A 25,873-nucleotide genomic window follows, 5' to 3' on the forward strand; every position below is an offset into this window, starting at 1 on the left:
CGAACGGTTGACCAGGGAAGCTGATTGGTCGTTAAGGAGCATCCGGTCAGTTAGCCGCCCTGGTCAACCTCGCGACAGCCCGCTCCGCTACGGACGGTGATCCTGGAGCGCGGCAGTCGCCGTCGGCGGCGCCGTGGAGGGAGGCCGCCATGTCCCGAGCGGTACGGCGAATCTGGGTCCTGGCCCTGGCACTCGTGCTGGGCGTACCGGTCGTGGTCGGGCTGTCCCCGTTCGCACCCGAGCCGGCGGCGGCGATCCCGCCCGGCTTCACCCAGCAGGTGGTCTTCACCGGGCTGACCCGCCCCACCAAACTGGTCTTCGCACCGGACGGCCGGGTCTTCGTCGCGGAGAAGAGCGGCATCGTCAAGGTCTTCGACAGCCTGGCCGACAACACCGCCACGGTCTTCGCCGACCTGCGCGCGAAGGTGTACGACTACGAGGACCTCGGCCTGATCGGCCTGGCCCTGCCGCCGAACTTCCCCACCGACCCGTACGTCTACCTCAGCTACACCTACGACGGCGTGGTCGGCGGCGGCGCGCCGACATACCACGACAGTTGCTCGGTGGTCGGGAACTGCAAGGCCAGCGCCCGGGTCTCCCGGCTGCGGGCCAGCGGTGACGTGATGACCGGCAGCGAGCAGGTGCTGCTGCACGACTGGTGCCACCAGATCGAGAGCCACTCCATCGGCGACCTCGCGTTCGGCCCGGACGGCGCGCTCTACGTCACCGGCGGCGACGGCGCGTCGGCGACCTTCACCGACTACGGGCAGGCGGGCAGCCCGTCGAACCCGTGCGCCGACCCGCCCGCGCCGCCCGGCGCCGCGATGACGCCGCCGAGCGCCGAGGGCGGCGGGCTGCGGTCCCAGGACATCCGTACCCCGGCCGACCCGACCGGGCTCTCCGGCACGCTGATCCGGATCTCGCCGTCGGACGGGGCGGCGCTGCCGGACAACCCGCTGGCGGCGAGCAGTGACCCGAACAACCGGCGAATCCTGGCGTACGGGCTGCGCAACCCGTACCGCTGGACGTTCCGGCCGGGCAGCAACGAGGTCTGGATCGGTGACGTCGGTTGGCGTACCTGGGAGGAGATCAACCGGGTGGTCGACCCGGCGGTCGGACCGGTCCGCAACTACGGCTGGCCGTGTTACGAGGGGAACGCCCCGCAGGGCGGCTACAACGCGGCGAACCTGACGCTCTGCGAGACCCTCTACACCCAGCCCGCCGGCACGGTCACCCCGCCGCACTACACCTACCAGCACAGTCAGCAGGTGGCGGCCGGCGACGGCTGCCCGACCGGCGGCTCCTCCCCGGCCGGGGTGGCGTTCTATCCCGGCGCGGGCGGCGGCTATCCGGCGACGTACGCGGGAGCACTCTTCTTCGCCGACTACTCCCGGGGCTGCATCTGGGCGATGCGCACCGGCGCCAACGGCCTGCCGGACCCCGCCCGGATCGTGCCGTTCGCGATCGCCCCCGGCGTGGTGGACCTGCGGATCGGCCCGGAGAACGACCTGTACTACGTCGACCTGCTCGGCGGCACCGTCCGCCGGTTCCACTACAGCTCCGGCAACCAGTACCCGAGGGCGGTCATCGAGGCGACCCCGACCAGTGGACGGGCACCGCTGACCGTCACCTTCGACGCCGTCAACTCGAGCGACCCGGACCCGGGCGACATCCTGGAATACCGCTGGGACTTCACCGACGACGGCACCGTCGACGCCACCGGACTGACCGCGACCCACCGGTATACGGCGGTGGGCACGTACACCGCCCGGTTGCAGGTGGTCGACTTCGGCGGGCTCACCCACAGCGCGACGGCGCAGATCAGGGTGGGCACCGCCGCCCCGGTGCCGGTGATCGACACGCCCACCGCGGCGCTGCGCTGGTCGACCGGCCAGACGGTCGCGTTCAGCGGTGGGGCCAGCGATCCGGAGCAGGGCGCGCTGCCCGCCTCGGCGCTGCGCTGGACCCTGGTCAACATGCATTGCAGCACGCCGGAGAACTGCCACAGCCATCCGGTGCGCGAGGTGGCCGGAGTCGCCTCCGGGACCTTCCTGGCCCCGGACCACGAGTATCCGTCCTATCTGGAGCTGACGTTGACCGCCACGGACAGCGGTGGGCTGACCGGCAGCACCACGCTCCGGCTGGACCCGAGGACGGTGCAGCTCAAGCTCGCCACCACTCCCGCCGGGCTGCGGGTCAACCTCAACGGCCGCAGTCTCACCACCCCGTACGCCGTGCAGGTGATCGTCGGTTCCACCAACACGATCAGCGCGCCCGGGCCGCAGCGGCTCGGCCCGGGGACGTACACCTTCCAGAACTGGTCGGACGGCGGCGCCGCGACCCACGTGATCACGGCGCCGGCCGTCAGCACGGCGGCCTACGCCGCCGGCTACGACGGCGCGCCGGGTAGCTGCGCGGACGGTTTCGGCTACGCGTGTACGACGCACTCCGGCCGGGCGTACCTGCCGGCCGGCCCCACCGAGCTGCCGTTGACCGGGGACAACGACACCGCGTCCGTGGCGCTGCCGTTCCCGTTCCCGTACTACGGGCAGAACCACTCCCGGGCGTGGGTGGACGTCAACGGCGTACTCTCCTTTGTGGATCCGCGCGGCTCCTGGCCGGCGAACCGGGCGCTGCCGTACGCCGCGACACCGAACGCCGCGCTCTATCCGTTCTGGGACGACCTGGTGCTGCACCCGGAGTCCCGGGTCCGGACCGCCGTGCTGGGCGCCGCACCGGACCGGCAGTTCGTGGTCGAGTGGAAGGACGTGGGGTTCTCCGGGGCGCCGACGGCGCGGGTCAGCTTCCAGGTGGTGCTCTCCGAGTGGGGGCAGATCGTCTTCAACTACACCGCGCTGAACGCCGGACGGGAGCTGGGCAACTCGGCGACGATCGGCATCGAGAACCCGACCGGGACGGACGCGGTGCAGTACTCGGTCAACCAGTTGGTGCTGGCCAACGGCAAGGCGATCGTCTTCACCCCGCCGGCCGCGATCGTCGGGGCGGTACCGACCGGCTAAGGCTACTTTCCGTTGATCAACTGACTACGCTCGGGCATCGATGGTGTGGCTGCATTCTGGGAGGACCGATGGGTAACCCGTTCAACGAGTTCCTGCTCCGGGAACTGCGACGGATCCGGCACGTCCCGGCCTGCTCCAGACCGAGGAGTATGCCCGCGCGGTGTTCTCCCGGTGTGGGCTGCTCTCGCACGTCGAGGTCGAAAAGCGGGTGGCTGCTCGACTGGAGCGGCGGCAGGTGCTCGACGTCGACGATCCGCCGCAGGTGGTGGCAGTGCTCGACGAGGAGGCGTTGCGCCGGCCGGTCGGCGGGGCCAAGGTGATGCGCGAGCAGTGCCTCGAACTGGCCCGCCTCGCCGCCGAACATCCCCGGGTCCGGTTGCATGTGGTGCCGGGCGGGCGTTGGCGCCTATCCCCGGACCGGACGGGCAGTTCACCATCGCCACCATGCCGGACGACGAGGAGGTCGCCTACCTCGACAACCCGCTGCGCGGGCAGGTCACGGTCCGTCGGGAGGACGTGGAACTCCTCCGACGTTTCTGGGAGGCGATACTGAGTGAAGCGCAGGGTTCCTGCCGCCGTCATGATTCCTGAGACGGAACTCCACCATGCCAACGAGCGCCACCGCGCGGGTGCCGCTTCTTGCCGGCCGCGCCGCACCACCCGTCGCGCCATGCTCGAACCTCGGTCAACAGGAATGGTTTCGGATGTTGTCTTGGTGACATCGCCCGCAGCGTGGCCCGAATCCGCCGGTCCGTGCGTCTCATCAATTGCAATTCATCCGCTCCGGAAGGTCAAGGTATGCCGCGCGTCGTCCCTGGAAGATTTGTGACTCGATGGTCCCGTCGAGGCACGAGTAGCTGCTCGCGGCAGGTTGCCGAGTGCTAGCCGTGTCCCATCAGCCTGCCGCCGTGCCGTTGATGTGCGGGAAGGGGTCGAAGCAGGACCGAACGGGGGAGGCATGTCCGGGACCGAGTTCGTCACGCGGTTGGTCGAGCTGATCCGGCCGATGCGACCGGCGCATCCACTGCGGGTCGCCGTGGACGGTCCCGACGCCGCCGGAAAGAGCAGCCTGGCGGCGGAACTCGTCGGGCGACTCTCCCCGGTACGGGAGACGATCACCGCCAGCCTCGACGGCTTCCACCGGCCCAGGACCGTACGCCGGCGCCGGGGCGAACTCTCCCCGGAGGGCTACTACCGCGACTCCTTCGATTATCCGGCCCTGCGTGCCGCGCTCCTCGATCCGCTCGGTCCCGGGGGCGGCCGGCGCTACCGCAGCGTGGTCTTCGACCACCGGACGGATCGGGCGGTCGATCGGCCGCCGGAACAGGCCGCCGACGATGCCGTACTGGTCTTCGACGGCGTCTTCCTGCTGCGTCCCGAGTTGCGCGATGCCTGGGACCTCCGCGTCTACCTGTCGGTCAGCCCTGCCGAGTCGTTGCGCCGGGCGCTGGTCCGGGACCTGGAGCTGTTCGGCGACGCCGAGGTGGTACGGGAACGCTACGAGGCGCGCTACCTGCCCGGGCAGCAGATCTACCGTGCCGAGGCGGATCCGGCGGGGCGGGCGGACGTACTGGTCGACTACGACGACCCGGCCCGGCCGCAGGTACTGCGCTGGCCCGGCGACTGAGCGCTCGACCACCCGGCACCGGACCCGGCGAGCAACTGGTGCTCTCCGAGTGGGGCAGGTCGTCTTCAACTACACCGCGCTGACCGTTGATCAACTGACCACGCTCAGGTACCCGCGTCCCTGGGGCGCTGTTGATCTTCCACGTTGATTGCACACCGATCTGTTCTGATGCTCCCACTCGTCGATGTTTGGGGGTCGGGGATGAACGGCGGACTCTGGCGTCGCACCGGACTCATCGCGGCATTGGTGCTCGCGATGGTGTTGCCCACCGGCGGAGTGGCGCTCGCCGCCGCTCCGCTACCCATCATGGTCGTCGGCGACTCGATCACCCAGGGATCGTCGGGCGACATCACCTGGCGCTACCACCTGTACCAGCATCTGCTGAACGCCGGGGTCTCGTTCGACCTCGTCGGTGACCGCACGGACCTCTACAACAACATCACGAACCAGCACGGCGACCAGACCTACGCGTATCCGTTCGACCGGCACCATCACGCGCAGTGGGGACGGCCGGTGACGTCGGAGAAGGACACCATCCAGGCCGCTGTGTCGAGCACCGGAGCGCAGGTCGTCCTGGTCCTGCTGGGCATCAACGACCTGATGTGGTTCGCGCACAGCCCGGCGAGGGTCGCCGACGACATGCGCACCTTCGTCAGCAACGCGCGCGCGGCCAACCCCTCGGTCACCATCGTCATCGGGCACACCCTGTCGCGCTACGACATCTTCGAGAAGGTGTACCTCAACCAGGCCGACACGGCTGATCTCAACGCCCGGTATGACGCCCTTGCGGCGTCGATGTCGACCTCCGCCTCCAGGGTGGTGACCACCACCGACCCGGCCGGCTGGGATCCGGCGGTACACACCTGGGACGGCACGCACCCGAACTCCACCGGTGAGGCGCGGATCGCAGCGGCGTTCGCCAACGCGCTGAACCGGGTAGGCATCGGCCGCAGCTTCACCGGACCGACGAATGTGGCGTGGCCGTCGACCGGCCCGGCGGTGGGCACCACGTCGTTGAACCGGGCGGCCCGGCTCAACTGGTCGGCCACGCCGGGTGCCACCGGCTACCTGATCGAGCAGCGGGTCGTCAAGCCGTCGAACGAGTCGACCTTCACCCGGCTGCCGTACCCCGTCGCGGACACCACATGGACCACAGAGGGCCTGGCCGGTGCGCAGGTCGACTACCGTCTGGTGCCGACCAAGGGGCTGATGACCGGCCAGCCGGGCAACCATTCGCGCGCGGTGTTCGGCGGTGTCGCGCCGGGGCGTGTGACGCTGAACGGCTCGCCCGGCCCCACCGACAACGATTCTCAGTTGTGGTGGTCATCCACCGCGGAGGCCACCGGTTACTACATCGAGGTGATCGACCTCGCGCGCAACCCTGCCGACTGGACCCGGCTGCCCTGGGCGGTTTCCGCGACGTCGTTCAACCCCGGGCTGTTGTACCCCGGGAACTGGTACCGCTGGCGCATCGTGCCGGTCAACGGGGTGTTGGAGGGGCCGGCCTCCGTGCCCATCGAGATACGTACCACCGGCGTGCCGCAGTACACCAGGTTCTTCGCGCTGGGCGACTCCTACTCGGCCGGGATCGGCAACCAGGACTCGAAGGCCGACGCGCAGTGCGGAGTCTCGCCCAACACCTGGGCTTACCTGGCCAAGGCGCCGTGGGACCCGCAGCCCGAACTGCTCGCCTGCTCCGGCGCCACGACCCGGGACGTGGACCTGTACCAGAAGGGCCTCATTCCGTGGCACGTCCCCGGCCCCACGCTGATCACCATGACGATCGGCGGCAACGACGCCGGGTTCGCGCCGGAGCTGACCAACTGCATCCTGCTTCCGGTGCAGTGCACCCACCGGGAGCCGGCGCTCAACGCAACGGTCGACGCGCTCTACAACCCGCTGCGGCTGCTCTACCGGGACCTGCGGCTACGGGCGCCGGGCGCCGACATCTTCGTGGCCGGCTATCCGCAGCTTGTTGCGCCAGGTCTGCCCTGCCCGCTCGCCATCAACGCGGCGCTCGATGACGACGAACGGCGGATGATCGTGCGACTCGGCGTGCGGTTGAACAATGTGATCCAGCAAGCCGCCTTCGACGCCGGCGTGGTGGCGTTCACCGGCGAGGTGACGGCCCGGTTCGCGGGCAACCAGCACGCCGCGTGCGGCAACGATCCGTGGATCAACGACCTCGTCTTCAGCTACCGGGAATCGTCGTTCCACCCGTTCGAACCCGGGAATCTGGCCTACGCGCTGGCGCTCAACGACCGGCGTGTGCTGGTGAACACCAACGGCGCGGTGCGTCACGCGCTGTGAGCGGCGCGAGCAGGCTGCTGTCCAACGGTGCTCAGGACCTGGCGCCCGTGCCGGTGTCGCCACCTCCGGCGCTCCGGCGGCGGGGGAGTCGGGTCAGCACGAGTCGGCGTAGCCGGGCGTCGGTGGCCCAGAGCAGCACCCCGGCGACCAGCCCGGCGACCCCGCCCAGCACCAGCAGTTCGACCACCGGCCCGGTGTCCAGGCCGGTCCGGGCCACCGCCAGCGGGACCAGCGCGGCGGCCACCGCGGCCAGGATCGCCGGCACCGTCGGCGCGAGGAAGGCCGCGACCGACGCGTTCGCGGCCCGGCGCACGGTGACCCAGACCGCCAGGGCGGTCACCACGACCTGCATGCCGACTCCGGCCAGCGCCACCGCCGTCGCCTCGGCCACGTCGCCGTACCCGGTGAAGAGGGTGCCGACGGCGGCCAGGGTCGCCACCCCGAGTACGCCCCGGGTCCAGAGGATCGCGGCGAGCTTGCCCGGCTGTCCGATCGCCTGGAGTGCCGGACCGAGCAGCACCCCGTACACGTTGACGGCGCCGAAGAGACAGAGCAGCCGCAGCGGCACCTCGGTGCCGGCCCACTGCGGACCCAGCAGCGTGACCAGCGGATGCGCCGCCGCCGCCAGGATGCCGAGCACCGGCAGCCCGGCCAGCGCGCCGAGGTGCTGGAGCTGGTTGAGCTGTGCGACCAGCGCCGCCCGGTCCCGCTGCAACCGGGACAGTGACGGCAGCGCCACCTGCTGGAGCGACCGGACCGTCACGTCGACCAGCATGTCCGGCAACCGGGCCGCCAGCCGGTAGATCCCGGTCGCCACCGGCCCGAAGAAGAGGCCGGTGAAGAGGATGTCGGCCTTGGAGCTGAGCATCAGGCCCAGCCCGGCGTTGGCCGAGTGGGCGGAGAAGACCAGCAGGTCCCGGATGCCGGCGAGCCGGGGGCGGCGGCTCGGCCGCCACGGGCAGACCCACCAGAGCACCGCCAGGCCGACCGCCGCGTTCACCAACTGCTGCGCCACCAGGGCCCAGATGCCGGCCCCGGCCAGCGCCAGCACCACCCCGACGGCGCCGCTGAGCAGCGAGGCGAGCAGGGTACGGATGGCGACCGCCCGGAACCGCAGTTCCCGGCGGAGCACCGCCTCGGGCACGATCGACAGCCCCTGCAACAGCACCAGCGGGGAGAGCGCGACGCAGATCGCGGTCAGCTCCGGCGCCCGGTTCGCCATCGCCCACAGTGGACTGGCGGCGGCCGTGAGGCCACCGATCACCACCCCGGCCAGCACCAGCACCACGAAGGCGCCGTCCAGATGCTCCGGGGTGAGCCTGTCCCGCTGCACGATCGCGGAGACCAGCCCCTGCTGGATCAGCGTCTGCGCCACCGTGATGAAGACGGTGGCCATCGCCACCAGTCCGAACTCGCTCGGGCCGAGCAGCCGGGCCAGCAGGAAGGTGACCAGGATCGACGAGCCGATCCGGCCGGCGGTGAGCACGTACGACCAGCCGATCGCCGAGCGCAGCCGGCCGCCGCCTCCCGACGGGGACGACGTGGCGTCGGCTACCGCGGTACCGGCCGGGCCCGGAGCCGTCCGGGCGGGTTGAGCCGTGGCCACCCTAGGCGCTGCCCTTCGCCGCGCTGGCACGCCGCCGGATCACCCGGTCCAGCCACACCCGGGCCCGGCGGCGCAGCCGGCCGAGCCGGACCCGGACCCGGCGGGCCCACCAGGTGGCCAGGAACGCCGCCGCCGAACTGACCCGGGTGCCGAGCGGCTCGGAGCCGGTGGAGAGGGTCCGCAGCGTCTCGGCGAGCATCCGCAGCCTCGGCGCCCGGACCCGCTTGCCGCTCTGGGCGAACCAGGCCAGTGCCGAGGCCGGGGTGGCGTCCTTGGCCTGCCGGGTCGAGGCGCCGTGCATCCGGCGCAGGAAGAGCGGCTCGGCCACCTCGTGGATCTCGCCGAGCCGGGCCACCTCGGCGATCAGCGTGTAGTCGGAGGAGAGGAACGGGCGGATCATCCCGGTCCGGCGCAGCGCCGACATCCGGAAGACCCCGAAGTGCGCGTGGCAGAGGTTGATGTTCCGGGCCACCCCGGCCACCCGACGCCACGGCCGCCGGTCGCGCAGGTCCAGCCGGTCGTCGTACGGGCCGATCACCGCGCCGGCCTCGTCGATGAGAACGGTGCGCGGATAGGCGAGTACGGCGTGCGGCCCGGCCGCGTCCAGCGCCGCCACGCAGGTGCGCAGGTACGCCGGCAGGCAGACGTCGTCGTACGCCACCCACTTGAACAGCTCACCCCGGGCCAGCTCGACGACCCGGGTGTAGTTGACGTGCCCGCCGAAGTTGCGCGGATTGCGGTAGAGCCGGATCCGTGGGTCCCGCGCGGCATAGCCTTGGCAGATCTCCCAGGTCCGGTCGGTGGAGGCGTTGTCGCTGATGATGATCTCGAAGTCGGGGTAGTCCTGGGCGAGCAGGGCGTCGAGGCAGCCTTCGAGGTAGCGCTCCGCGTTGTAGAGGGGTACGCCCAGACTCACCCGTGGCGCTGGCTCCATCGTCTCCTCCGCTCAGGCGACCAGCAGCTCGGCCCGCACGCCGAGCTGGCGCAGCGCGGCGTCGATCTCGTCCCGGTAGGCCGGGTTGGTGATGATCACCGAGCGGGTACCGGAGCCGGCGAGGGTGGCCGGATCCCGCACCTGGTGCCCGGTCACCGGCAGGTAGCGGCCCCACTTGCGCGGGTTGACGTCCACCACGGCGGCGAGCCGGCCGTCCGGGTCGGCCAGGTGCAGGAACTGCACCCCGCGCGAACCGGCCCCCCAGAGCACCGGCCGGTCACCGGCGGCCACCAGCCGGTCGATGGTGCTCCGCCAGCGCTCCCGTTCGGCGGCGTGCCGGTCGGCGAAGCCGGCGATCGAGGCGAGCTGACGGTCCCGGTCGGCCGGGCCCGGCGACTCGGCCCCCGGCAGCGCGGTGCCGGTCACCGGGGGTGCCGCGTTGACCGAGATCTCGACGTACCGGAACATGCCGGAGAAGAGTCGCCCGGTGGCGACGACGCGCCAGCCGGCCCGCTCGACGATCCGGCCCAGCGAGTAGCCGTCGAAGTAGGAGACGTGCGGATAGATCACCTCCCAGCCGGCGGTGGCCAGGTCGTAGCCGGCGTCCGGCACCTCCAGATAGCCGTAGACCGGCCGGTCGCCGGCCAGTTCGCGGAGCCGGACGAGGAAGGCGTACGGGTCGTCCAGGTGCTCGAACCAGTGTCGGGAGGTGACCAGGTCGAAGGCGGGAGTGTCGCCGTCGAGCGGGGCATGCCCCCGGTGGAAGGTCGCGCCGGAGGGGTCCGGGCCGGGCGGACCGGCGTACATCGCGTCGTAGCCGACACCCCGGCAACCGGCGACGTGGCACAGCTCGCGGAGGAACTCGCCCTGACCGCAGCCGACGTCCAGCACCGTGCCGCCGCGCAGTGGGAACCGCCCGGCGAGGTGCTTGACCAGATCCGCCGAGAAGACGCCGAAGGCGGGCGAGTGGTGCAGGTTGGTGTCCATGGTGGTGTCGTAGACCAGAACGGCCGGGTCGAAGGCGAGGTTGCGGACGTACCCGCACTCCGGGCAGTACGCCAGCCACATCCGGCCCAGCGGGCTGGCCAGCGCCTCGGCCCGGCTGGCCCAGTGCACCCCGCAGTAGACCGGGATCTCGCCCAGGTCGGCGAAGGGCACCAGGTCGTGCCGCCCGCAGGCCGTGCACCGGTGCACCGGCTGCCGGCCGCCGGAGCCACCGGCACCGGTCACCGGGCACTCCAGCGCAGCTCGGCGTCGAGCCGGCCCGCCTCGGTGAGCGCCCGGATCCGGCGCAGCCGCTGGTGCCGCTCGCCCCGGAACGACTCGATGGTCAGCCCGTACCGCTGGTACGCCTCGACCAACTCCTCGATCCCCTTGCGTACCGTCCAGCGGGGCCGGAACCCGGGCACCTCGGCGGCGACCAGGTCGCAGCTCACCCGGTAGTTGCGGGTGTCCGCCGAGGCGCCACCGGCGAAGGTGACCCGGGAGCCCGGCACCACCTCGGCGACGAGTTCGGCGACGTCCCGGATCAGGTAGTTCTCCCCGGTGACCCCGATGTTGTACGCCCGGCCGTGCACCGCCTCCCGAGGCGCCTCCAGCAGGGCCAGGAAGGCCGCGCAGATGTCCTCGGCGTGCACCAGCGGCCGCCAGGCCGAGCCGTCGGAGAGCAGCCGTACCTCTCCGGTGAGCAGGGCGTGCGCGGTGAGGTCGTTGACCACCAGGTCGCCGCGGAGCCGGGGCGAGAAGCCGTACGCGGTGGCGTTGCGCAGGAAGACCGGGGAGAAGTCGTCGTCGGCGAGCGCCGCGAGGTCCTGCTCGGCCCGGATCTTCGACTCGCCGTACGGGGTGACCGGCGCGAAGCCGGCCGTCTCGTCCAGCGGCCGGTCGTCGGTGCCGGCACCGTAGAGGCTGCACGAGGAGGAGAAGAGGAACCGGCTCGCTCCGGCGGCCTTGGCGGCCTCGGCCAGCCGCACCGTCGCCCGGTGGTTGATCTCGTAGGTCAGCTCCGGGTTGAGGTTGCCGATCGGGTCGTTGCAGAGCGCGGCGAGGTGGCACACCGCGTCGAATCCGGCCAGGTGCTCCGCGTCGACGTCCCGCAGGTCCATCGCGAGGGAGGGTACGGCCGCCGGTGCGGGGCCGAGCAGGCAGTCGGAGAAGTAATCGGTGTCCAGGCCGGTCACGTCGTGTCCGGCGGCGCGCAGCATCGGGGTGAGTACGCCGCCGAGGTAACCATGGTGGCCGGTCACGAGAACACGCACGGCAAAGCTCCCGTCGTCGCCCGGGTGAGAAGGCGAGTTTATGGGTGGCCCCTTGGTCGGCCGGGCTATTGTCGGACTTTTTACTCAAGCGCTCCCGCCGCGCCGGAGTGCTGGCTAGCGTGGCGCGCAGGCGGGCGGGCGCCGCGCCGGTATTCCGATCATATCGGGGTGGGTGGGGCATGACCGATGCCAAATGCCGGCTGTGTTCGGCGGCATTGACCGAAACGTTTGTCGACCTCGGCATGTCGCCGCTCTGCGAGAGCTATCTCGACGCCGGTCGACTGGATTCGCCCGAGACGTTCTATCCACTGCACGTCCGAATCTGTTCCACCTGTCTGCTCGTGCAACTTCCGGCGTACGTGTCCGGAGAGGAAATCTTTTCCGACTATGCCTATTTCTCGTCGTATTCCGACTCGTGGGTGGCACACGCCAGGCGGTACGCCGACACGATGACCGAGGCGCTCGGTCTCGGGCCCGACAGCCTGGTGACCGAGGTGGCGAGCAACGACGGATATCTGCTCCAGCACTTCGTCGCGGGCGGCGTACCGGTGCTCGGAGTGGAGCCGGCCGGCAACGTCGCCGAGGTGGCCCGGCGCCGGGGCATCCGGACCGAGGTGCGGTTCCTGGGCGCCGAGACCGGTGCCGAACTGGCGCAGCGCTACGGCCGGGCCGACCTGGTCGCCGCCAACAACGTCTACGCGCACGTGCCGGATTTGATCGGCTTCACCGCCGGGCTGGCCGCACTGGTCAAGCCGACCGGGCTGGTCACCTGCGAGGTGCCGCACCTGCTCCGGCTGATCGAACGACGGCAGTACGACACCATCTACCACGAGCACTACCAGTACCTGACGCTGCGTACCGCGATGCGGGCGCTGGCCACCGCGGGGCTGATCGTGGTCGACGTGGACGAACTCTCGTCACACGGCGGCTCGCTGCGGGTGCACGCCCGGCCGGCCGCGGCGGCGGGAGAGCCGTCCGGCAACGTCAAGTCGGTGCTGGACGCCGAGACCGAGGCCGGGCTGCACACCGTCGCCGGGCACCTCGGCTTCGCCGACGCGGTATTCGAGATCAAGCGGGAGCTGCTCGACTTCCTGCTCACCGCCCGCGCCCAGGGCCTGAAGGTGGTCGGCTACGGGGCACCGGGCAAGGGCAACACCCTGCTCAACCACTGCGGCATCCGCGCAGACCTGCTCGAATACACGGTGGACCGCAGCCCGCACAAGCAGGGGAAGTTCCTGCCCGGCACGCACATCCCGATCCACCCGCCGGAGCGGATCGCCGAGGACCGCCCCGACTACGTACTCGTGCTGCCGTGGAACCTGCGCACCGAGATCTCCGCGCAGCTCGCCTACGTACGCCACTGGGGCGGGCGGCTGGTCTTCCCGATCCCCGCCCTGGAGGTGGTGTGATGAAGGTCGTCCTCTTCTGCGGCGGCCTGGGGATGCGGATGCGCGAGGACGCCGCCTCCGCGCCGAAGCCGATGGCGATGATCGGGGACCGCCCGCTGCTCTGGCACGTGATGCGCTACTACGCCCACTTCGGGCACACCGACTTCATCCTCTGCCTCGGCTACGGCGCCGTCGCGGTCAAGGACTACTTCCTCCGCTACGACGAGACGCTCTCCAACGACTTCAGCCTCGCCATGCACGGCCGGGACGTGCGGCTGCACTCGGCCGACATCACCGACTGGAACATCACCTTCATCGACACCGGCCTCGGCACCAGCATCGGCGAGCGGCTGATGCGGGTCCGCAAGTACGTCGAGGACGAGCCGATGTTCCTGGCCAACTATGCCGACACCCTGACCGACGCGCCGCTGCCGGAGATGGTCGACCGGTTCCGCTACACCGACGCGGTGGCCAGCCTGCTCGCCGTACCGGTGCAGTCCACCCACCACGTCATCGACATCGCCCCCGGCGACCAGGTCACCCGGGTACGCCCGATCCGCGAGCTGATGCAGTGGGAGAACGGCGGCTACTTCATCCTGCGCCCGGGAATCTTCGACGTGCTCCGCGAGGGTGAGGACCTGGTGCCGCACGGCTTCGACCGGCTGCTGCCGGAACAGCGGCTGATCGCCCAGCGCTACACCGGGTTCTGGCGGGCCGCCGACACCTTCAAGGACCGGGCCGAACTGGAGCAGCTCTACCACTCGGCCCGCTGCCCGTGGATGCTCTGGGACGCCAACCGCAACCGGGGCCGCCGCCCGGCGACCCTGGAACCGGTACTCGCCGCCGCAGGCAGCGCCGCCGTACCCCGCGACCTGGGGATGACCGGCTGATGATGCCGCTGCGCCTCTCCGCGGCCCGCTCGGTGGTGCTGCTCGGGGCACACCCGGACGACATCGAGATCGGCGCCGGCGGGCTGCTGCTCGCCCTCGGCGACGTACCCGGGCTCCGGGTGCACTACGTGCTGCTCACCGGTTCGCCCGCCCGGCAGGCCGAGGCGCGGGCGGCGGCCGCGGCCTTCCTGCCCGCCGCCCGGCTCAGTTTCGCCCTGCACGACCTGCCGGACGGCCGGGTGCCGGCCCGCTGGGGCGAGGCGAAGGAGATCGTGAACGCCGCCGCCACCACCCTGAACGCCGACCTGGTGCTCGCGCCCAGCCCCGACGACGCGCACCAGGACCACCACACACTCGCCGCCCTGGTGCCCACGTCGTTTCGGGACGCCACGGTGTTGTACTACGAGATCCCCAAGTGGGACGGCGACCTGGGCCGGCGCAACGTCTACCTGCCCCTGACCGAGCAGCGGGTACGCCGCAAGGTCGAGCTGCTGCACGCGAGCTATCCGTCCCAGAAGGCCCGGGACTGGTGGGACGACGACGTCTTCCTCGGGCTGGCCCGGCTGCGGGGGATGGAGTGCCGGTCCCGGTACGCCGAGGCGTTCCGGTGCGAGAAAGCGGTGATCGAGCAGTGACCGAGCTGACCGAGACGACCGGGCCGAGCGCCCGGACCAGAGCACTGTCGGCCTGCCTCTTCGGAGTGCCCGGCGCACACCTGAACCTGGGGGTCGGCGCGCTGCGGGCGGCCACCGTGGGCGGACTGCTGGCCCGGGAGCCGGACGCGGACGTCACCGTCTTCGACGACGGCTGGGGGCAGCGCATGGGACACGCCTTCGTGGCCGGTCGGCCCGTGCCGATCTCGCTGGCCGGTGCCCGGCACTCGCGCCGCTACCACCGGCCCGAGTCCTATTTGAACATGCGGATCAGCGCGGCGCTGGGCGGGCTCGGCAACGCCGGACTGGCCCGGATCGACGCCGCCGACGTGGTGCTCGACGTCAGCGGCGGGGACAGCTTCAGCGACATCTACGGCGAGCACCGGTTCCGTACCGTGGCCTGGCCGAAGCGGCTGGCGCTGCTCCGGCGTCGCCCGCTGGTGCTGCTGCCGCAGACGTACGGGCCGTTCCGGTCGGCGCGGCTGCGGGCCGAGGCGGCGGCGCTGGTCCGGGGCGCGCGTACGGCCTGGGCCCGGGATCCGGAGAGCTACGCCGCGCTGGCCGACCTGCTCGGCCCCGACCTCGACCCGTTGCGGCACCGGGAGGGCGTGGACGTGGCCTTCGCGCTGGAGCCGAGGGTCCCGGACGAGCCGGCGTACCAGCGGTTGGCGGGGTGGTTCGAGGCGGACCCGGGGCCGGTGGCCGGGATCAACGTCAGCGGGCTGATGTCCCGGCCGGAGGGCCGGGTCCAGTTCGGACTCGCCGGGGACACCTCCCGGGTGGCCAACCGGCTCTGCGAACGCCTGCTGGAGCAGCCGGACACCCGCGTGATCATCGTCCCGCACGTGCTCACCCCCGGCGGGGCCGACGACGACCGGGTGGCCAGTGAACGGCTCTACGCCGCGCTCGCCCCCCGGTACGGCGACCGGGTCGCGCTCGCCCCGTCCGGCCTCGACCCGCACCAGAGCAAGTGGGTGATCGGGCACACGAGCTGGTTCTGCGGGATGCGGATGCACTCGACGATCGCGGCGCTCTCCTCCGGGGTACCGGCGGCGGTGGTCGCGTACAGCGACAAGGCGCGGGGCGTCTTCGCCAGCGTCGGGCAGCGCCGGCACGTCGCCGACGCCCGGCGACTCGCCGACGACGCGCTGCTCGACGCCCTCTGGACCTCCTGGACTGGCCGGGCCGAGACCGCGGCCGAGCTGGCGGTGCGTACCCCGGCGGCGGTCGGCCGGGCCGCCGCCCAGATGGACGAGTTCGTGGCGCTGGCCCGGGCCGAGCGGGACCGCCGGGCGCCCGCCGGGGTGCGCTGATGGCGCGGCCCCGGACCGTGCACGAGGTCGCGGCCGGCAAACTCTGCACCGGGTGCGGGGTCTGCGCCTACCTGGCGCCGGACGAGGTGCGGATGGTCGACGTCCTCGACCACGGCCGGCGACCGTTGCCGATCACCCCGGTCGGGGCGGCAGCCCGGGGAGCGGCGGCCGGCAGCGGCGCGGCGGCGGCGCTGGACTGCTGTCCGGGTGTGCGGCTGGGGCACGACAGCAGCCGGCCGGCACCGGGCGAGATCCCCGAACTGCGTGCGGCCTGGGGACCGGTCCGGGCGATCTGGGAGGGGTACGCCGCCGACCCGGCGATCCGGTACGCCGGCTCCAGCGGCGGGGTGGCGACCGCGCTGGCCGGATACTGCCTGACCGGCGAGCGGATGGCCGGGGTACTGCACATCGGCGCCCGGTCCGACGTGCCGTACCTGAACGAGACCCGGCTCTCCCGCACCCCGGCCGAACTGCTCGACAACGCCGGCTCCCGGTACGCCCCGGCCAGCCCCTGCGACCGGCTGGACCTGGTCGAGTCGGCCGAGGCGCCGTGCGTCTTCGTCGGCAAGCCCTGCGACGTGGCGGCGGTCCGGATGGCCCGGCAGGTCCGGCCGGAGCTGGACCGCAGGCTCGGACTGACCATCGCGATCTTCTGCGCCGGCACCCCGACCACCCGGGGCACCCTGGAGATGCTGGACCGGCTCGGTGTGACCGACCCGACCCGGCTGGAGTCGGTGCACTACCGGGGGGCCGGCTGGCCCGGCTCGGCCCGGGCCCGGCTCACCAACGACCCACCGGACGAGCGGCGCGAGCTGAGCTACGCCGAGTCCTGGGGCGACATCCTCCAGAAGCACCGGCAGTGGCGCTGCTACCTCTGCGCCGACCACACCGGCGAGTTCGCCGACGTGGCGGTCGGCGACCCGTGGTACAGGCCGACCGGCGACGACCCGGGCCAGTCCCTGGTGCTGGCCCGCACCGAGCGCGGCGTACGGCTGGTCGAGGCGGCCATCGCCGCCGGGGCGCTGGTGCTGACCCCGGTGACCGCCGACATCCTGCCCGCCTCGCAGCCCAACCTGCTCCGGGCCCGGGGCGCGGTGTGGGGGCGGCTCCGCACGCTCCGGGCCGCCGGCCTGATGACGCCCCGGCTGCGCCACCTGCCGATGGCCGGGATCTGGTGGCGGCACCTGTCGACGGTCGAGAAGCTCCGCTCCACCCTCGGCACGCTGCGCCGGATCGGTCGCAAGCGGCTGCGGGAGCCGGCCGTGCTCAACCCGTACCAACCCAAGTAAGGAAGGGCCCCTTCTTATCGCTTTCGGTAGATGCGGGGGCCCTTCCTAACGGGTCAGACCACCGGCTGACCGTTGTCGAAGTAGACGTTGGTGGCGCGCTCCCAGGTGACTCCGGCGCGGTTCCAGCCGGAGACCACCCCGTACCGGTAGTCGCGGCCGTACTTGTTGTTCCGGAACAGGATGCTGGAGCCGATCAGCCGGGGACTGATCCCGATCGAGTAGTTCCCGCCGTTGCAGTAGTTGTCCTCGAAGGTCAGGTTCGTCAGCGACGGGGCGGTCTCCGAGCCGATGGTGAGGCAGGAGTTGAACGGGTCCCGGGTCACCGGGTTGTACGACAGCAGCGTGTTGTGCCGCACGATGATGTTGTTGCCGCCGGTGCTCTGCAACACGTCGTTGTGCGAGCCGACGACCCGGGCCAGGCTGTGCAGGTACGAGTCGAAGATCCGGGTGTTGCTGGCGAGCCGCGGGCCGTCGATCATGTTGTAGACGTTGCCCCGACGCAACGTGTAGTCGCCGCAGCAGATCGAGGCCGAGTTCGTGGCCGTGCCGTTGATCTCGACGTCCTGGACCAGCAGGTTGGTCGCCCCGGTCAGGGTCCGGATCGAGTAGGTGGGGCTGTTGCAGGTGATCCTGGACTTCAGGATCTGCACGTTGGCGGCGGCGACGGTGACGCAGCCGACGATGTTGAGCCCGGTCACCACCTGCCCGGCGGTACGCAGGCTGAGTGATCCGGAGTTGCGCAGCGCCGTACCGGCCGGCACACCGGTGTTGGCCGGCCCGGGCCAGTACGTGATCGGCGTCGGCGGGGCGGCGGCCGGCGCGTACGGCGGTCTTTCCGCCATCGCCCGGGAGTCGGGGTCGGGAGCGGGCGGCGGTACCGGCCCGCTCGGCACCCCGCCCGAGTACGGTTTCCCGTCCTGCGAGGCCTCCACGATGGTGGCCGGGTTGGCGTCGGTCTGCCGGAACGCCTCGCGGCAGCCGGTGACCCGGACCCGCAGCGCCGAATATCCGCCCGGCGCCACGCCGTCGGTGCCGGCGGAGGTGCAGCGGATCTCGGTGTCCTCGATCAGGGTGCCGACCACCCCGGGCCGGATCACGATTGCGGCGGTGCCGCCGGTGCGGACCTTCACCCGCCGGATGGTGACGTTGTCGGCCGCGACCTCGATCGGACGGTTGACCGTCTGTCCCCAGAGGACGGTCGCGGGCTGGTCGAGCACCATCGGCGCGGCCCGGACCGGCTGTCCGGCGACGTTGAGCACGAGATAGCCGCTGGCGGCGAGCAGAGCGGCCGTGGCGCCGAAGGTCGCGGCGATGGTGGCGCGGCGACGATTGCGGTGTGGCGGGCGGGCGAGGCTCGCTGGCTCGATCGGAGGTCCGGCGTTGGTGTCGGTCACGGCTACCCCCCACGGGCGCGTCGCACACGAGCGGGGGCCACCGCTCCTGCGCTCCGAGGCGCCCACCGCCGATTTCGGCCTGTCGGCGTCGACTCCCCCCGAGTCGACACGATCGTGCGGTCGAGGCACCTTCCCTGGTCAGGAGGGGTGCGATCCCGATCGTCTCGATCTACCGGCCATGAATGAATACTACAAGCCGTATTGAAGGGGTTACTATTCTCGATTCAGACGGATTGCGGACAGAAGTTGCCGGTCTGGCGGGTCAAGATCCCCACTCTGCGCCGGGCGGAGTCGCCTCGGCGGGCAGCGGAGGGCACTCGATCCGGGAAGCGTCCGGCCCGGATGCGGCGGGCGGGCCGGGTCAGCGGTGTTGTTGGCGGGGGAGGACCACCTCGCGGAGGACCAGTTGGATCGCCGCTACCGCCGGGATCGCCACCAGTGCGCCGATCACCCCGAAGAGAGCCACCCCGAGCAGGGCCGCGACGATCGCCGCCACGTCGGCGACCTGCACCGAGCGGCGCATCACCCGGGGATAGACGAGGTAGTTCTCCAGCTGCTGGTAGATCAGGAAGAAGACCACGCAGCCGATCCCGGTCGGCACGTCGGTGGCGAAGCCGACCAGGCTGACCACCACCGCCCCGATGGTCGCGCCGATCTGCGGGATGAGGTCGCAGATCGCCACCACCACGGCGAGGGCGAACGGGTACGCCAGGCCGACGACGACGGCGAAGACGAAGGTGCTCACCCCGGCCAGCAGCGCGATCGCCAGCGCACCCACCATGTAGGCGCCGACCTTGGCGAGGATCTCGTCGCCGATCAGCCGGACCCGGTCCCGCCGACTCGCCGGGACCAGGCCGTAGCCGAGGTCGCGGAGCCGGTCGAAGGTGGCCATGAAGTAGATGGTCAGCACGATCACGGTGACGATGTTGAAGACCGCGCCGAAGATGAACCCGGCGGCCCCGAAGACCCCGCCCAGGGCCCGGGTGATGTTCTCGGTGGTGGCCGCCGACTCGATCTTGCCCGCCAGGTCGTACTGCTCGATCAGGTCGTTGACGGTGCCGTTGCGGCGCAGTTGGGTGACGTAGTCCGGCACCTGCCCGATCAACTCGCCGGTCTGGCTGACGACCGGCGGGACCAGCGCGTACACCGCGCCGGTGATGATCGCGAGCAGGGTCAGCGTCACCGCCGCCACCGCGAGGCCCCGGGGCAGCCCCCAGGAGCGCAGCCGGACCACCGCCGGGTGCAGCCCGATCGCCAGGAAGAGCGCGATGAAGACCAGCACCAGCACCGAACCCGCGTTGCGGACCGCGAGAAAGATCGCGTACGCCACCAGCACGCCCAGCCCACCGGTGAGTCCGACCAGGAACGGGCTGAGTCGCAGCGGCTGACCGGGCCGGCCGAACCGACCGCTCCGGTCACCGGTCGGCTCGGCCGGGTCGACGGGGCCGGCTGGACGCCCGGTGCCACCCGGGCGCGGCCGTGGTGCGGTCGGCTCCGGACCTGACGGAGCGTCGGCGGAACCGACGGCTGCGCCGTTCGGCGCTACCGGCTCCGGCCCGGCGGCCTTCTCGGCCGGGTGGTCCGGCTGCTCGCCCCGCGACGCTGGCTGCTCGCTTCCCACTCCGGGCCTCCCGCCGATCGATTTCGGCAGAGGTTATCCCGACCGTCCGCGACAATCCGCACCCCCGGCACGTGTTACCGGGTCGCGGTCCGCCCCGCGACACCAACCGGGAGGTCAGGTGGACGTGATGGGGAAGCTCGGTGAGCCGACTTCGGGGTTGGCCCCGCCGACCGGCCCGAACCGGACGCCAGCGGCGGCCACGAGTTCGACGAGGTCTACCACGCGCACTTCCGGTCGCTGACCGTGCAGCTCGCCGCGTACTCCGGCGACGTCGGTCAGGCGCAGGACCTGATGCTGAACGGACGGGACCCGGATCGAAATTCGTCGCAACGATCCGCCGACCCTGGGGCGTGATACCGGGGTGGCTCCGACGGGGCCGGTAGGGGAGGACGAATGAGCAGCAGGATCGCGGAGCGGCGCCGGGTCGGCGCGGCACTCGCCGTGACGGTCGGGATGGGGCTCGCGACGCTGGCCCGGCAGCGCCGGCAGCGGCGGAGCCGACGACCGGACGCCTCGGGATCAGCGCCACCCCGCCGGTGTACGGGCCGGCGGACGCGAACGGCGGACGCTACTCCGAGTCGACCGTCACCTTGTTCGACTTGGTGCCCTGGTCCTCGACGGTCGGCTTGCCGCTGCGCTTGCCGGAGTCACCGGTACTGGTGATCCGGGTCGGCATCGGCTCCCGCCCACCGGTGCCAGGCACCGCCGCCACGGTCGGCTCGCCGTCGATGCCGCCACCGTCGGCCCCGCCGGTCACCGGCTCGGTCACCCGGTTCGACCCGGTCTTACCGCCACCTGCCGCGTGCTGGTCGGCGGCGACCTGCTCGGCGGCGGCCTCGACGATCTGCTGCATGTCCGCCTCGGCCTGCGCGAGCTGCTGCTCGGCCTGCTGGGCCGACTGCTCCGTGCCGGTCAACCGGTCTCGCTCACCGGCGAGCTGGTCCCGCGCGGCGGCGAGTTGCCGCTGGATCCGGTCGGACTCCTGCCGGGACGCGACCGTCTCCTGCCGGATGTCGGCGAGCGACTGCTGCGCCTCGGCGATCTCCTGCATCACCTCGGCCAACTGCTGCCGGCCGGCGGCCGCCTCCTGCTGGGTGCTCGCCAGGTGCTGCTGGGTGGTGGCCAGGTGCTGCTGCGCCGTGGCCATGTACTCCTCGAACTGCCGGCGCGACGTGGCGGCCTGCTCGTCGGCCTGCCGCTGCAACTCGGCGAGACGCTCCTCGGCCTCCCGCCGGACCTCGACGGCGTGCTCGTCGGCCTCCCGGCGCACCCGCTCGGCGTACTCGTCGGCCTCCTGGCGGACCCGGTCGGCACCGCCCTCGATCTCCGCCCGGCGGGTCTCGTACGACTCCTCCAGCTCCGCGCGGCGCTGGTCGAACTGCTGCTCCAGCTCGGCCTGCCGCTCCTGGAACTGCTGCTCCAGCTCGGCCTTGCGCTGGTTGAACTCGCGGTCGGCTCCGGCCCGGTAGGCGGCGAGTTCCTCCTCCAGCGCGGCCCGGCCGGCGGCGAGTTCCTGCTCGGCCGCGCTCCGCTGGGCGGTGATCTCCGCCTCGGCCGCGGTACGGCGCCGGTTCACCTCCTGCTCGACACCGGAGCGCCAGGCGCCCAGCTCCTGCTGCGTCTCCGCCCGCACCTTCTGGGCGTACTCCTCGACCTCGGCCCGGGACTTGCGGACGTACTCGGCGGTCTCCTCGTTGATCCGGGCCGCCTCCTGCTGGGCCTTGGCGTGCGCCGCCTGGCCGGCCTCGCGGAGCTGGGTCGCCTCGTGCTTGGCCTTCGCGTGCAGTCCCTGCCCGGCCTCGCGCAGCCGGGTGGCCTCCTGCTTGGCCAGCTCGATCATGCGGTCGGCCTCCTGGCTCGCCGCGTCGGTGAGCCGCTGCGCCTCCTGCTGGGCCTTGACGTGTGCCGCCTGGCCGGCCTCGCGCAGCCGGGTCGCCTCCTGCTGCGCCGCGTCGCGCAGCCGGTTCGCCTCGTGCTGGGCCGCGTGCCGCAGCCGGGCCGACTCCTGGCGGGCGCGCTCGACGACCTGCTGGCTCTCCCGCTCGGTCCGCTCGGTCAGCTCCTGAGCCTGTCGGGCGGTCAGCTCGGTGAGCCGGTTCGCCTCCTGCTCGGCGGTGTCCCGAAGCTGCTTCGCCTCCTGCACGGCCTTGGCGTGTGCCGCCTGGCTCGCCTCGCGCAGCCGGTTCGCCTCCTCGGCGGCCCGGTTGCGCAGCTCCGAACCCTCCTGCTTGGCCTTCTCCAACGCGGCCTGCGCGGCCTCGCGGAGCCGGGTGGCCTCCTCGGCGGCGGCGGTGACGGCGGCGTCCGCCTCCGCCCGGCGGGCCGTGTTGACCTTCTCCTCCTCCGCGCGGCGGGCCGCGAGGGCGAGTTCGAAGTCGCGCAGCGCGTCGGCGGCCTGCGTCCGGGCGTCCTCGAGCACCTGCTCCGCCTCGGCCCGGCGGGCCTCGATCTCCTGGAGCGTGTCCCGGTGGATGATCTCGGCCTGTTCCTCGGCGAGCGTCAGGATCTGTTCGACCACCGGACCGAGGTGCCGGAACGACGCCCGGTCGACCACGCCGACCTGGCGGCGTACCGCCGTCAGGTCACGTTGCAGCACCTCGACCTGGCCCGCCAGGTTGTGGATCTGGGTGTACGCGTGCTCGCGCTGGGCCGCCAGGGTGGCGATCTCGTTCTCGGCGCGAGCGACGTATCGGTCCACCTGCCCCTTGTCGTAGCCCCGAAAGGCCGGCTCGAAGCTCGGCTCCGTAGCCACGTCCCCGTTCAGGGCAAACAGTTCCTCGCCGTGCGACATGCTCCCATCCTCACACGCGGTGGCTGGTTCTGCGGCGATACCCGGCGGGGCTGATGGGACGAAGCTCACTGTTGTTGACATTGGCAGATCTATCGGACCGTACGCCGCGCAGCACTCGGGGCCGTACCGGAACTTCCGGTACGGCCCCGGCCGTGCTGCTGCCCCGCAGTCCGACCCGCGCCCGTCGTCGGGTCAGCTCGTCGCGTCGGCGGGGACCCGCTCCTCCGCCTCGGTCTTCTCGGCGGCGGCGGCCGGCTTGGCCTCCGCCTCGGGCTTGGCGGCCGCCCCACCCACGCCCGGCACGATGCCGGCCAGGCCGGAGAGCATCTGGCCGAGCTGGGAGGTGACGGCGTCCTTCTGCCGGGTGAGGTCCTCGACCTCGCGGCGGGCCGCCTGCGTGGTCAGGTCTGCCTCGGTACGCGCCTCGGTGAGCAGGCGGTGCGCCTCGGCGCGGGCCTCGTTGAGGGTCTTGTCAGCGAGCGCCTTCGCCTTGTCGATGGTCTCGTTGGCGTTCCGCTCCGACTCCACCCGACGGGCCTCGGCGCGCTGCTCGATCTCCTTGGCGCGGTCCTGCGCCGCCCGGGCCCGCTGCTCGGCCTCGGCGACCAGCTTCTGGGTCTGGGCCACCTGTGCGGCGTGCCGCTCCGACTCCTCGCGCTCGGCCTTCTCCCGGCGCTCGGCGAGCTGGAGCTCCAGTGCCTGGAGGTCCTTGTCGCGCTTGTCCCGGGCGTCGGTGAGCAGCTTGGTCGCCTCGGCGCGCTTCTCCTCGGCCTCCCGGGCCGCCTTGGCGCGCTGCTGGGTGATCTCCCGCTCGGCGGTGGCCCGGAGGGTGGCGACCTCCCGCTCGACGGTGGACTTGAGTTCGGCGACCTCGTGCGCGGTCACCGTACGGAGCTGCTTGGTCTCCCGCTCGGCGTCGGCGCGCAGGGTGTCCGCCTCCCGGCGGGCCTGCACCCGGACCTCGGCGGCCTCCCGCTCGGCGGCGGTGCGTACGCTGCCCGCCTCCCGCTCGGCGGAGGCCTTCATCGCGGCGGCCTCGGCGCGGGCCTTGTCGGTGATCTCCCGCGCCTCCAGCCGGGCGGCCGAGAGGATGCCCTCCGACTCGCGCTTGGCCTCGCCGCGGTGGTCGTTCGCCTGCTCCTCGGCGAGGCGGAGGATCTGCTCGACCCGGGTGCCCAGGCCGGAGAGGGTGGGGCGGTTGTTCTCCTCGAGTTGCTTGTTGGTGTCGGTGAGCTTCTGCTCGACCGACGCGAGGCGCTGCTCGGCCTGCCGGAGTCGACGCTGGGCGTCGTTCATCCGCTGCTCGGCCTCGGCGCGGGCCTGCTCGGACTGGTTCAGAGCGGCGTTCAACCGGCCCAGGTGGCTGTTGACCTGCTCACGGTCGTAGCCGCGCAGGGCAACCGTGAAGTCTGGCTGCGAGTTCGCGTTGTCGAAGAACGCGAGAGGGGAGGACTGCTGCTGGGGCATTGGGACATACTTGCAGACTTACCGGGGTGCTTCGCAAGGGCCGAGCCGTACTATCGCGCCCAGTTCACAAGGTCAACTCAACCCGCCGGACGGCGCCGCTGTTTGCCGGATCTACTGTGCTCGAAGCGCCCCCGGAGAATCTCGAGGCGACTCCGGAGAACGTCGTCGTCGCCGGGTCCGCAGGCCCCACCCGCGGCCGGAATCCGCCGCGTTCATCGTCCCGCCAGCCGGGCCACGATCGGTGCGGCGGCGTCCAGGTTGCCGCCGAGGTGCAGATAGCTGACGCCGTACCGGTCGCGGAGCGCGAAGAGCTTGTCGACGCACTCGTCCACGCTGCCGTGCAACACCGCTGGCGAGCCGGCCAGCGCGGCCGGGTCGACCTTCCGGGCGTGGCTGGACGAGGCCCGGTGCTCCACGCCCCGGTGCAGCACCCGTACGTCGAACATCCGGGACTGGAACTCCAGGTCGGCCGGATCCCGCCCGGCGGCCGTCGCGGCGTCCCGGGCCCAGGCGACCTTCCGGGCGAAGCGCTCCGGACTCAGCTCGGCCAGCGCGGCCAGCGGGTCGACGTCCGGGGCGAGTCGCGGGTTGATCCCGACGATGTCGGCACACCGGCCGGCGAGTTCGAGGATCCGCCGGCTGCCGCCACCGACCAGTAGCGGCGGCCGGGGGCGCCGCACCGGTGCCGGCAGCCCGAGCAGTCCGGTGATCCGGTAGTGCCGACCGGTGAAGTCCACCGGCTCGTCGCCGAAGAGCCGCAGCAGGATCTCGATCGACTCGGCGAGCCGCTCCACGCGTACCCCCGGGGGGTCGAACGGCAGTCCGGCCGCGTCGTGGTCGGCGCGCAGCCACCCGGCGCCGAGCCCGATCTCCACCCGGCCGCCGGAGAAGACGTCGAGATTGGCCAGCGCCTTGTGCAGGAGTACCGGATGCCGGAAGTCGTTGCAGAAGACCATGCCCAGCACCCTGAGCCGGCTGGTGGCCTCGGCGGCCACCGTCATCGCCACCAGCGGGTCCATCGCCCAGCCGCCGGTGAGGTGGTCGGAGACCGAGACCGAGTCGAAACCGAGGTCCTCGATCCGGCGGATCTCGTCCCGCCACCGCGCCGCCGGCCGGTCCAGCCCGGGCATCGCGGCGGTGAACCGGAACGGGCGTACCCCCGCGGGGCCGGGGCCCGGTGCGGCGGACGACCCGGTACGCGGTGGCGGCGACGCCGGTGCGGCGGTGGGCGCGAGGGGCTGCGCGGGCGGCATCGCCCGACTCTATTGGTCGCGGGGCGCCGCACCCGGCGTTCCCGGCCGGTCACCGGGGC

Annotated in this window: 18 protein-coding genes and 2 pseudogenes; 11 read left to right on the forward strand and 9 right to left on the reverse strand. The window is 72.0% G+C overall.

Annotated elements, in window-relative coordinates; translation table 11 throughout:
- Window positions 1-149: 149 nt before the first annotated feature.
- The 6 genes and pseudogenes from V1634_RS35405 to V1634_RS04580 all read left to right on the forward strand — a co-directional run.
- A pseudogene (locus V1634_RS35405) lies at window positions 150-1,160 on the forward strand (PQQ-dependent sugar dehydrogenase); the annotation flags it as partial.
- A 318-nt stretch (window positions 1,161-1,478) separates the two neighbouring features.
- On the forward strand, window positions 1,479-3,020 hold the full coding sequence (locus V1634_RS35410; protein ID WP_407951720.1) for a PKD domain-containing protein: 1,542 nt from the start codon (window positions 1,479-1,481) through the stop codon (window positions 3,018-3,020).
- A gap of 160 nt (window positions 3,021-3,180) precedes the next feature.
- Window positions 3,181-3,363: pseudogene (locus tag V1634_RS04565) on the forward strand (Scr1 family TA system antitoxin-like transcriptional regulator); the annotation flags it as partial.
- 56 nt (window positions 3,364-3,419) lie between these two features.
- On the forward strand, window positions 3,420-3,611 hold the full coding sequence (locus tag V1634_RS04570; protein WP_331206460.1) for a Scr1 family TA system antitoxin-like transcriptional regulator: 192 nt from the start codon (window positions 3,420-3,422) through the stop codon (window positions 3,609-3,611).
- Window positions 3,612-3,978: 367 nt separating this feature from the next.
- Window positions 3,979-4,647 carry a nucleoside/nucleotide kinase family protein gene (locus V1634_RS04575; protein WP_331206461.1) on the forward strand — a complete coding sequence of 223 codons (669 nt, stop codon included), beginning with the start codon at window positions 3,979-3,981 and terminating at the stop codon, window positions 4,645-4,647.
- A 201-nt stretch (window positions 4,648-4,848) separates the two neighbouring features.
- Window positions 4,849-6,957, forward strand: a complete 2,109-nt coding sequence (locus V1634_RS04580) for a GDSL-type esterase/lipase family protein (protein WP_331206462.1) — start codon at window positions 4,849-4,851, stop codon at window positions 6,955-6,957.
- A gap of 31 nt (window positions 6,958-6,988) precedes the next feature.
- On the opposite strand, the gene V1634_RS04585 is transcribed toward V1634_RS04580, so the two are convergent.
- The 4 genes from V1634_RS04585 to V1634_RS04600 are packed head-to-tail and all read right to left on the reverse strand — an operon-like array spanning window position 6,989 to window position 11,755.
- The gene (locus tag V1634_RS04585) at window positions 6,989-8,563 is read right to left on the reverse strand and encodes a lipopolysaccharide biosynthesis protein (RefSeq protein WP_331206463.1); all 1,575 of its coding nucleotides are present in this window, start codon (window positions 8,561-8,563) and stop codon (window positions 6,989-6,991) included.
- A gap of 1 nt (window position 8,564) precedes the next feature.
- Entirely contained in the window at window positions 8,565-9,497 is a 933-nt protein-coding gene (locus tag V1634_RS04590; protein WP_331206464.1) for a glycosyltransferase family 2 protein, read from the reverse strand.
- A gap of 12 nt (window positions 9,498-9,509) precedes the next feature.
- Entirely contained in the window at window positions 9,510-10,727 is a 1,218-nt protein-coding gene (locus V1634_RS04595; protein WP_331206465.1) for a class I SAM-dependent methyltransferase, read from the reverse strand.
- A complete protein-coding gene (locus V1634_RS04600) occupies window positions 10,724-11,755 on the reverse strand; it encodes an NAD-dependent epimerase/dehydratase family protein (protein ID WP_331206466.1) in 1,032 nt (343 codons plus the stop codon). Before V1634_RS04600 ends, V1634_RS04595 begins: the two co-directional genes overlap by 4 nt.
- Window positions 11,756-11,934: 179 nt before the next feature.
- Between V1634_RS04600 and V1634_RS04605 the strand changes: the two genes are divergently transcribed.
- From V1634_RS04605 to V1634_RS04625, 5 genes are read left to right on the forward strand one after another with little or no spacing between them, the layout of a single operon-like run.
- A complete protein-coding gene (locus V1634_RS04605) occupies window positions 11,935-13,164 on the forward strand; it encodes a class I SAM-dependent methyltransferase (protein ID WP_331206467.1) in 1,230 nt (409 codons plus the stop codon).
- Window positions 13,164-14,033 carry a glycosyltransferase family protein gene (locus V1634_RS04610; protein ID WP_331206468.1) on the forward strand — a complete coding sequence of 290 codons (870 nt, stop codon included), beginning with the start codon at window positions 13,164-13,166 and terminating at the stop codon, window positions 14,031-14,033. The genes V1634_RS04605 and V1634_RS04610 overlap by 1 nt, the downstream gene beginning before the upstream one ends.
- Window positions 14,033-14,668, forward strand: coding sequence for a PIG-L deacetylase family protein (locus V1634_RS04615; protein ID WP_331206469.1), 636 nt, complete (start codon window positions 14,033-14,035; stop codon window positions 14,666-14,668). Before V1634_RS04610 ends, V1634_RS04615 begins: the two co-directional genes overlap by 1 nt.
- Entirely contained in the window at window positions 14,665-15,999 is a 1,335-nt protein-coding gene (locus V1634_RS04620; protein ID WP_331206470.1) for a polysaccharide pyruvyl transferase family protein, read from the forward strand. Before V1634_RS04615 ends, V1634_RS04620 begins: the two co-directional genes overlap by 4 nt.
- Window positions 15,999-17,288, forward strand: coding sequence for a Coenzyme F420 hydrogenase/dehydrogenase, beta subunit C-terminal domain (locus V1634_RS04625; protein ID WP_331206471.1), 1,290 nt, complete (start codon window positions 15,999-16,001; stop codon window positions 17,286-17,288). Before V1634_RS04620 ends, V1634_RS04625 begins: the two co-directional genes overlap by 1 nt.
- 53 nt (window positions 17,289-17,341) lie before the next feature.
- Here V1634_RS04625 and V1634_RS04630 read toward each other — a convergent pair whose 3' ends face one another.
- The 5 genes from V1634_RS04630 to V1634_RS04650 form a co-directional block, all read right to left on the reverse strand.
- Window positions 17,342-18,682, reverse strand: coding sequence for a hypothetical protein (locus V1634_RS04630; protein WP_331206472.1), 1,341 nt, complete (start codon window positions 18,680-18,682; stop codon window positions 17,342-17,344).
- 361 nt (window positions 18,683-19,043) lie between these two features.
- Entirely contained in the window at window positions 19,044-20,303 is a 1,260-nt protein-coding gene (locus V1634_RS04635; RefSeq protein WP_331206473.1) for an AI-2E family transporter, read from the reverse strand.
- A gap of 568 nt (window positions 20,304-20,871) precedes the next feature.
- On the reverse strand, window positions 20,872-23,094 hold the full coding sequence (locus tag V1634_RS04640) for a coiled-coil domain-containing protein (protein ID WP_331206474.1): 2,223 nt from the start codon (window positions 23,092-23,094) through the stop codon (window positions 20,872-20,874).
- 192 nt (window positions 23,095-23,286) lie between these two features.
- Window positions 23,287-24,561: a coiled-coil domain-containing protein gene (locus tag V1634_RS04645; protein WP_331206475.1), complete on the reverse strand. Its 1,275-nt coding sequence runs from the start codon at window positions 24,559-24,561 to the stop codon at window positions 23,287-23,289.
- A gap of 212 nt (window positions 24,562-24,773) precedes the next feature.
- Window positions 24,774-25,814, reverse strand: a complete 1,041-nt coding sequence (locus V1634_RS04650) for a TIGR03621 family F420-dependent LLM class oxidoreductase (protein ID WP_331206476.1) — start codon at window positions 25,812-25,814, stop codon at window positions 24,774-24,776.
- Window positions 25,815-25,873: the final 59 nt, after the last annotated feature.

Source organism: Plantactinospora veratri (assembly GCF_036421995.1).
Taxonomy (GTDB): Bacteria; Actinomycetota; Actinomycetes; order Mycobacteriales; family Micromonosporaceae; genus Plantactinospora; species Plantactinospora veratri.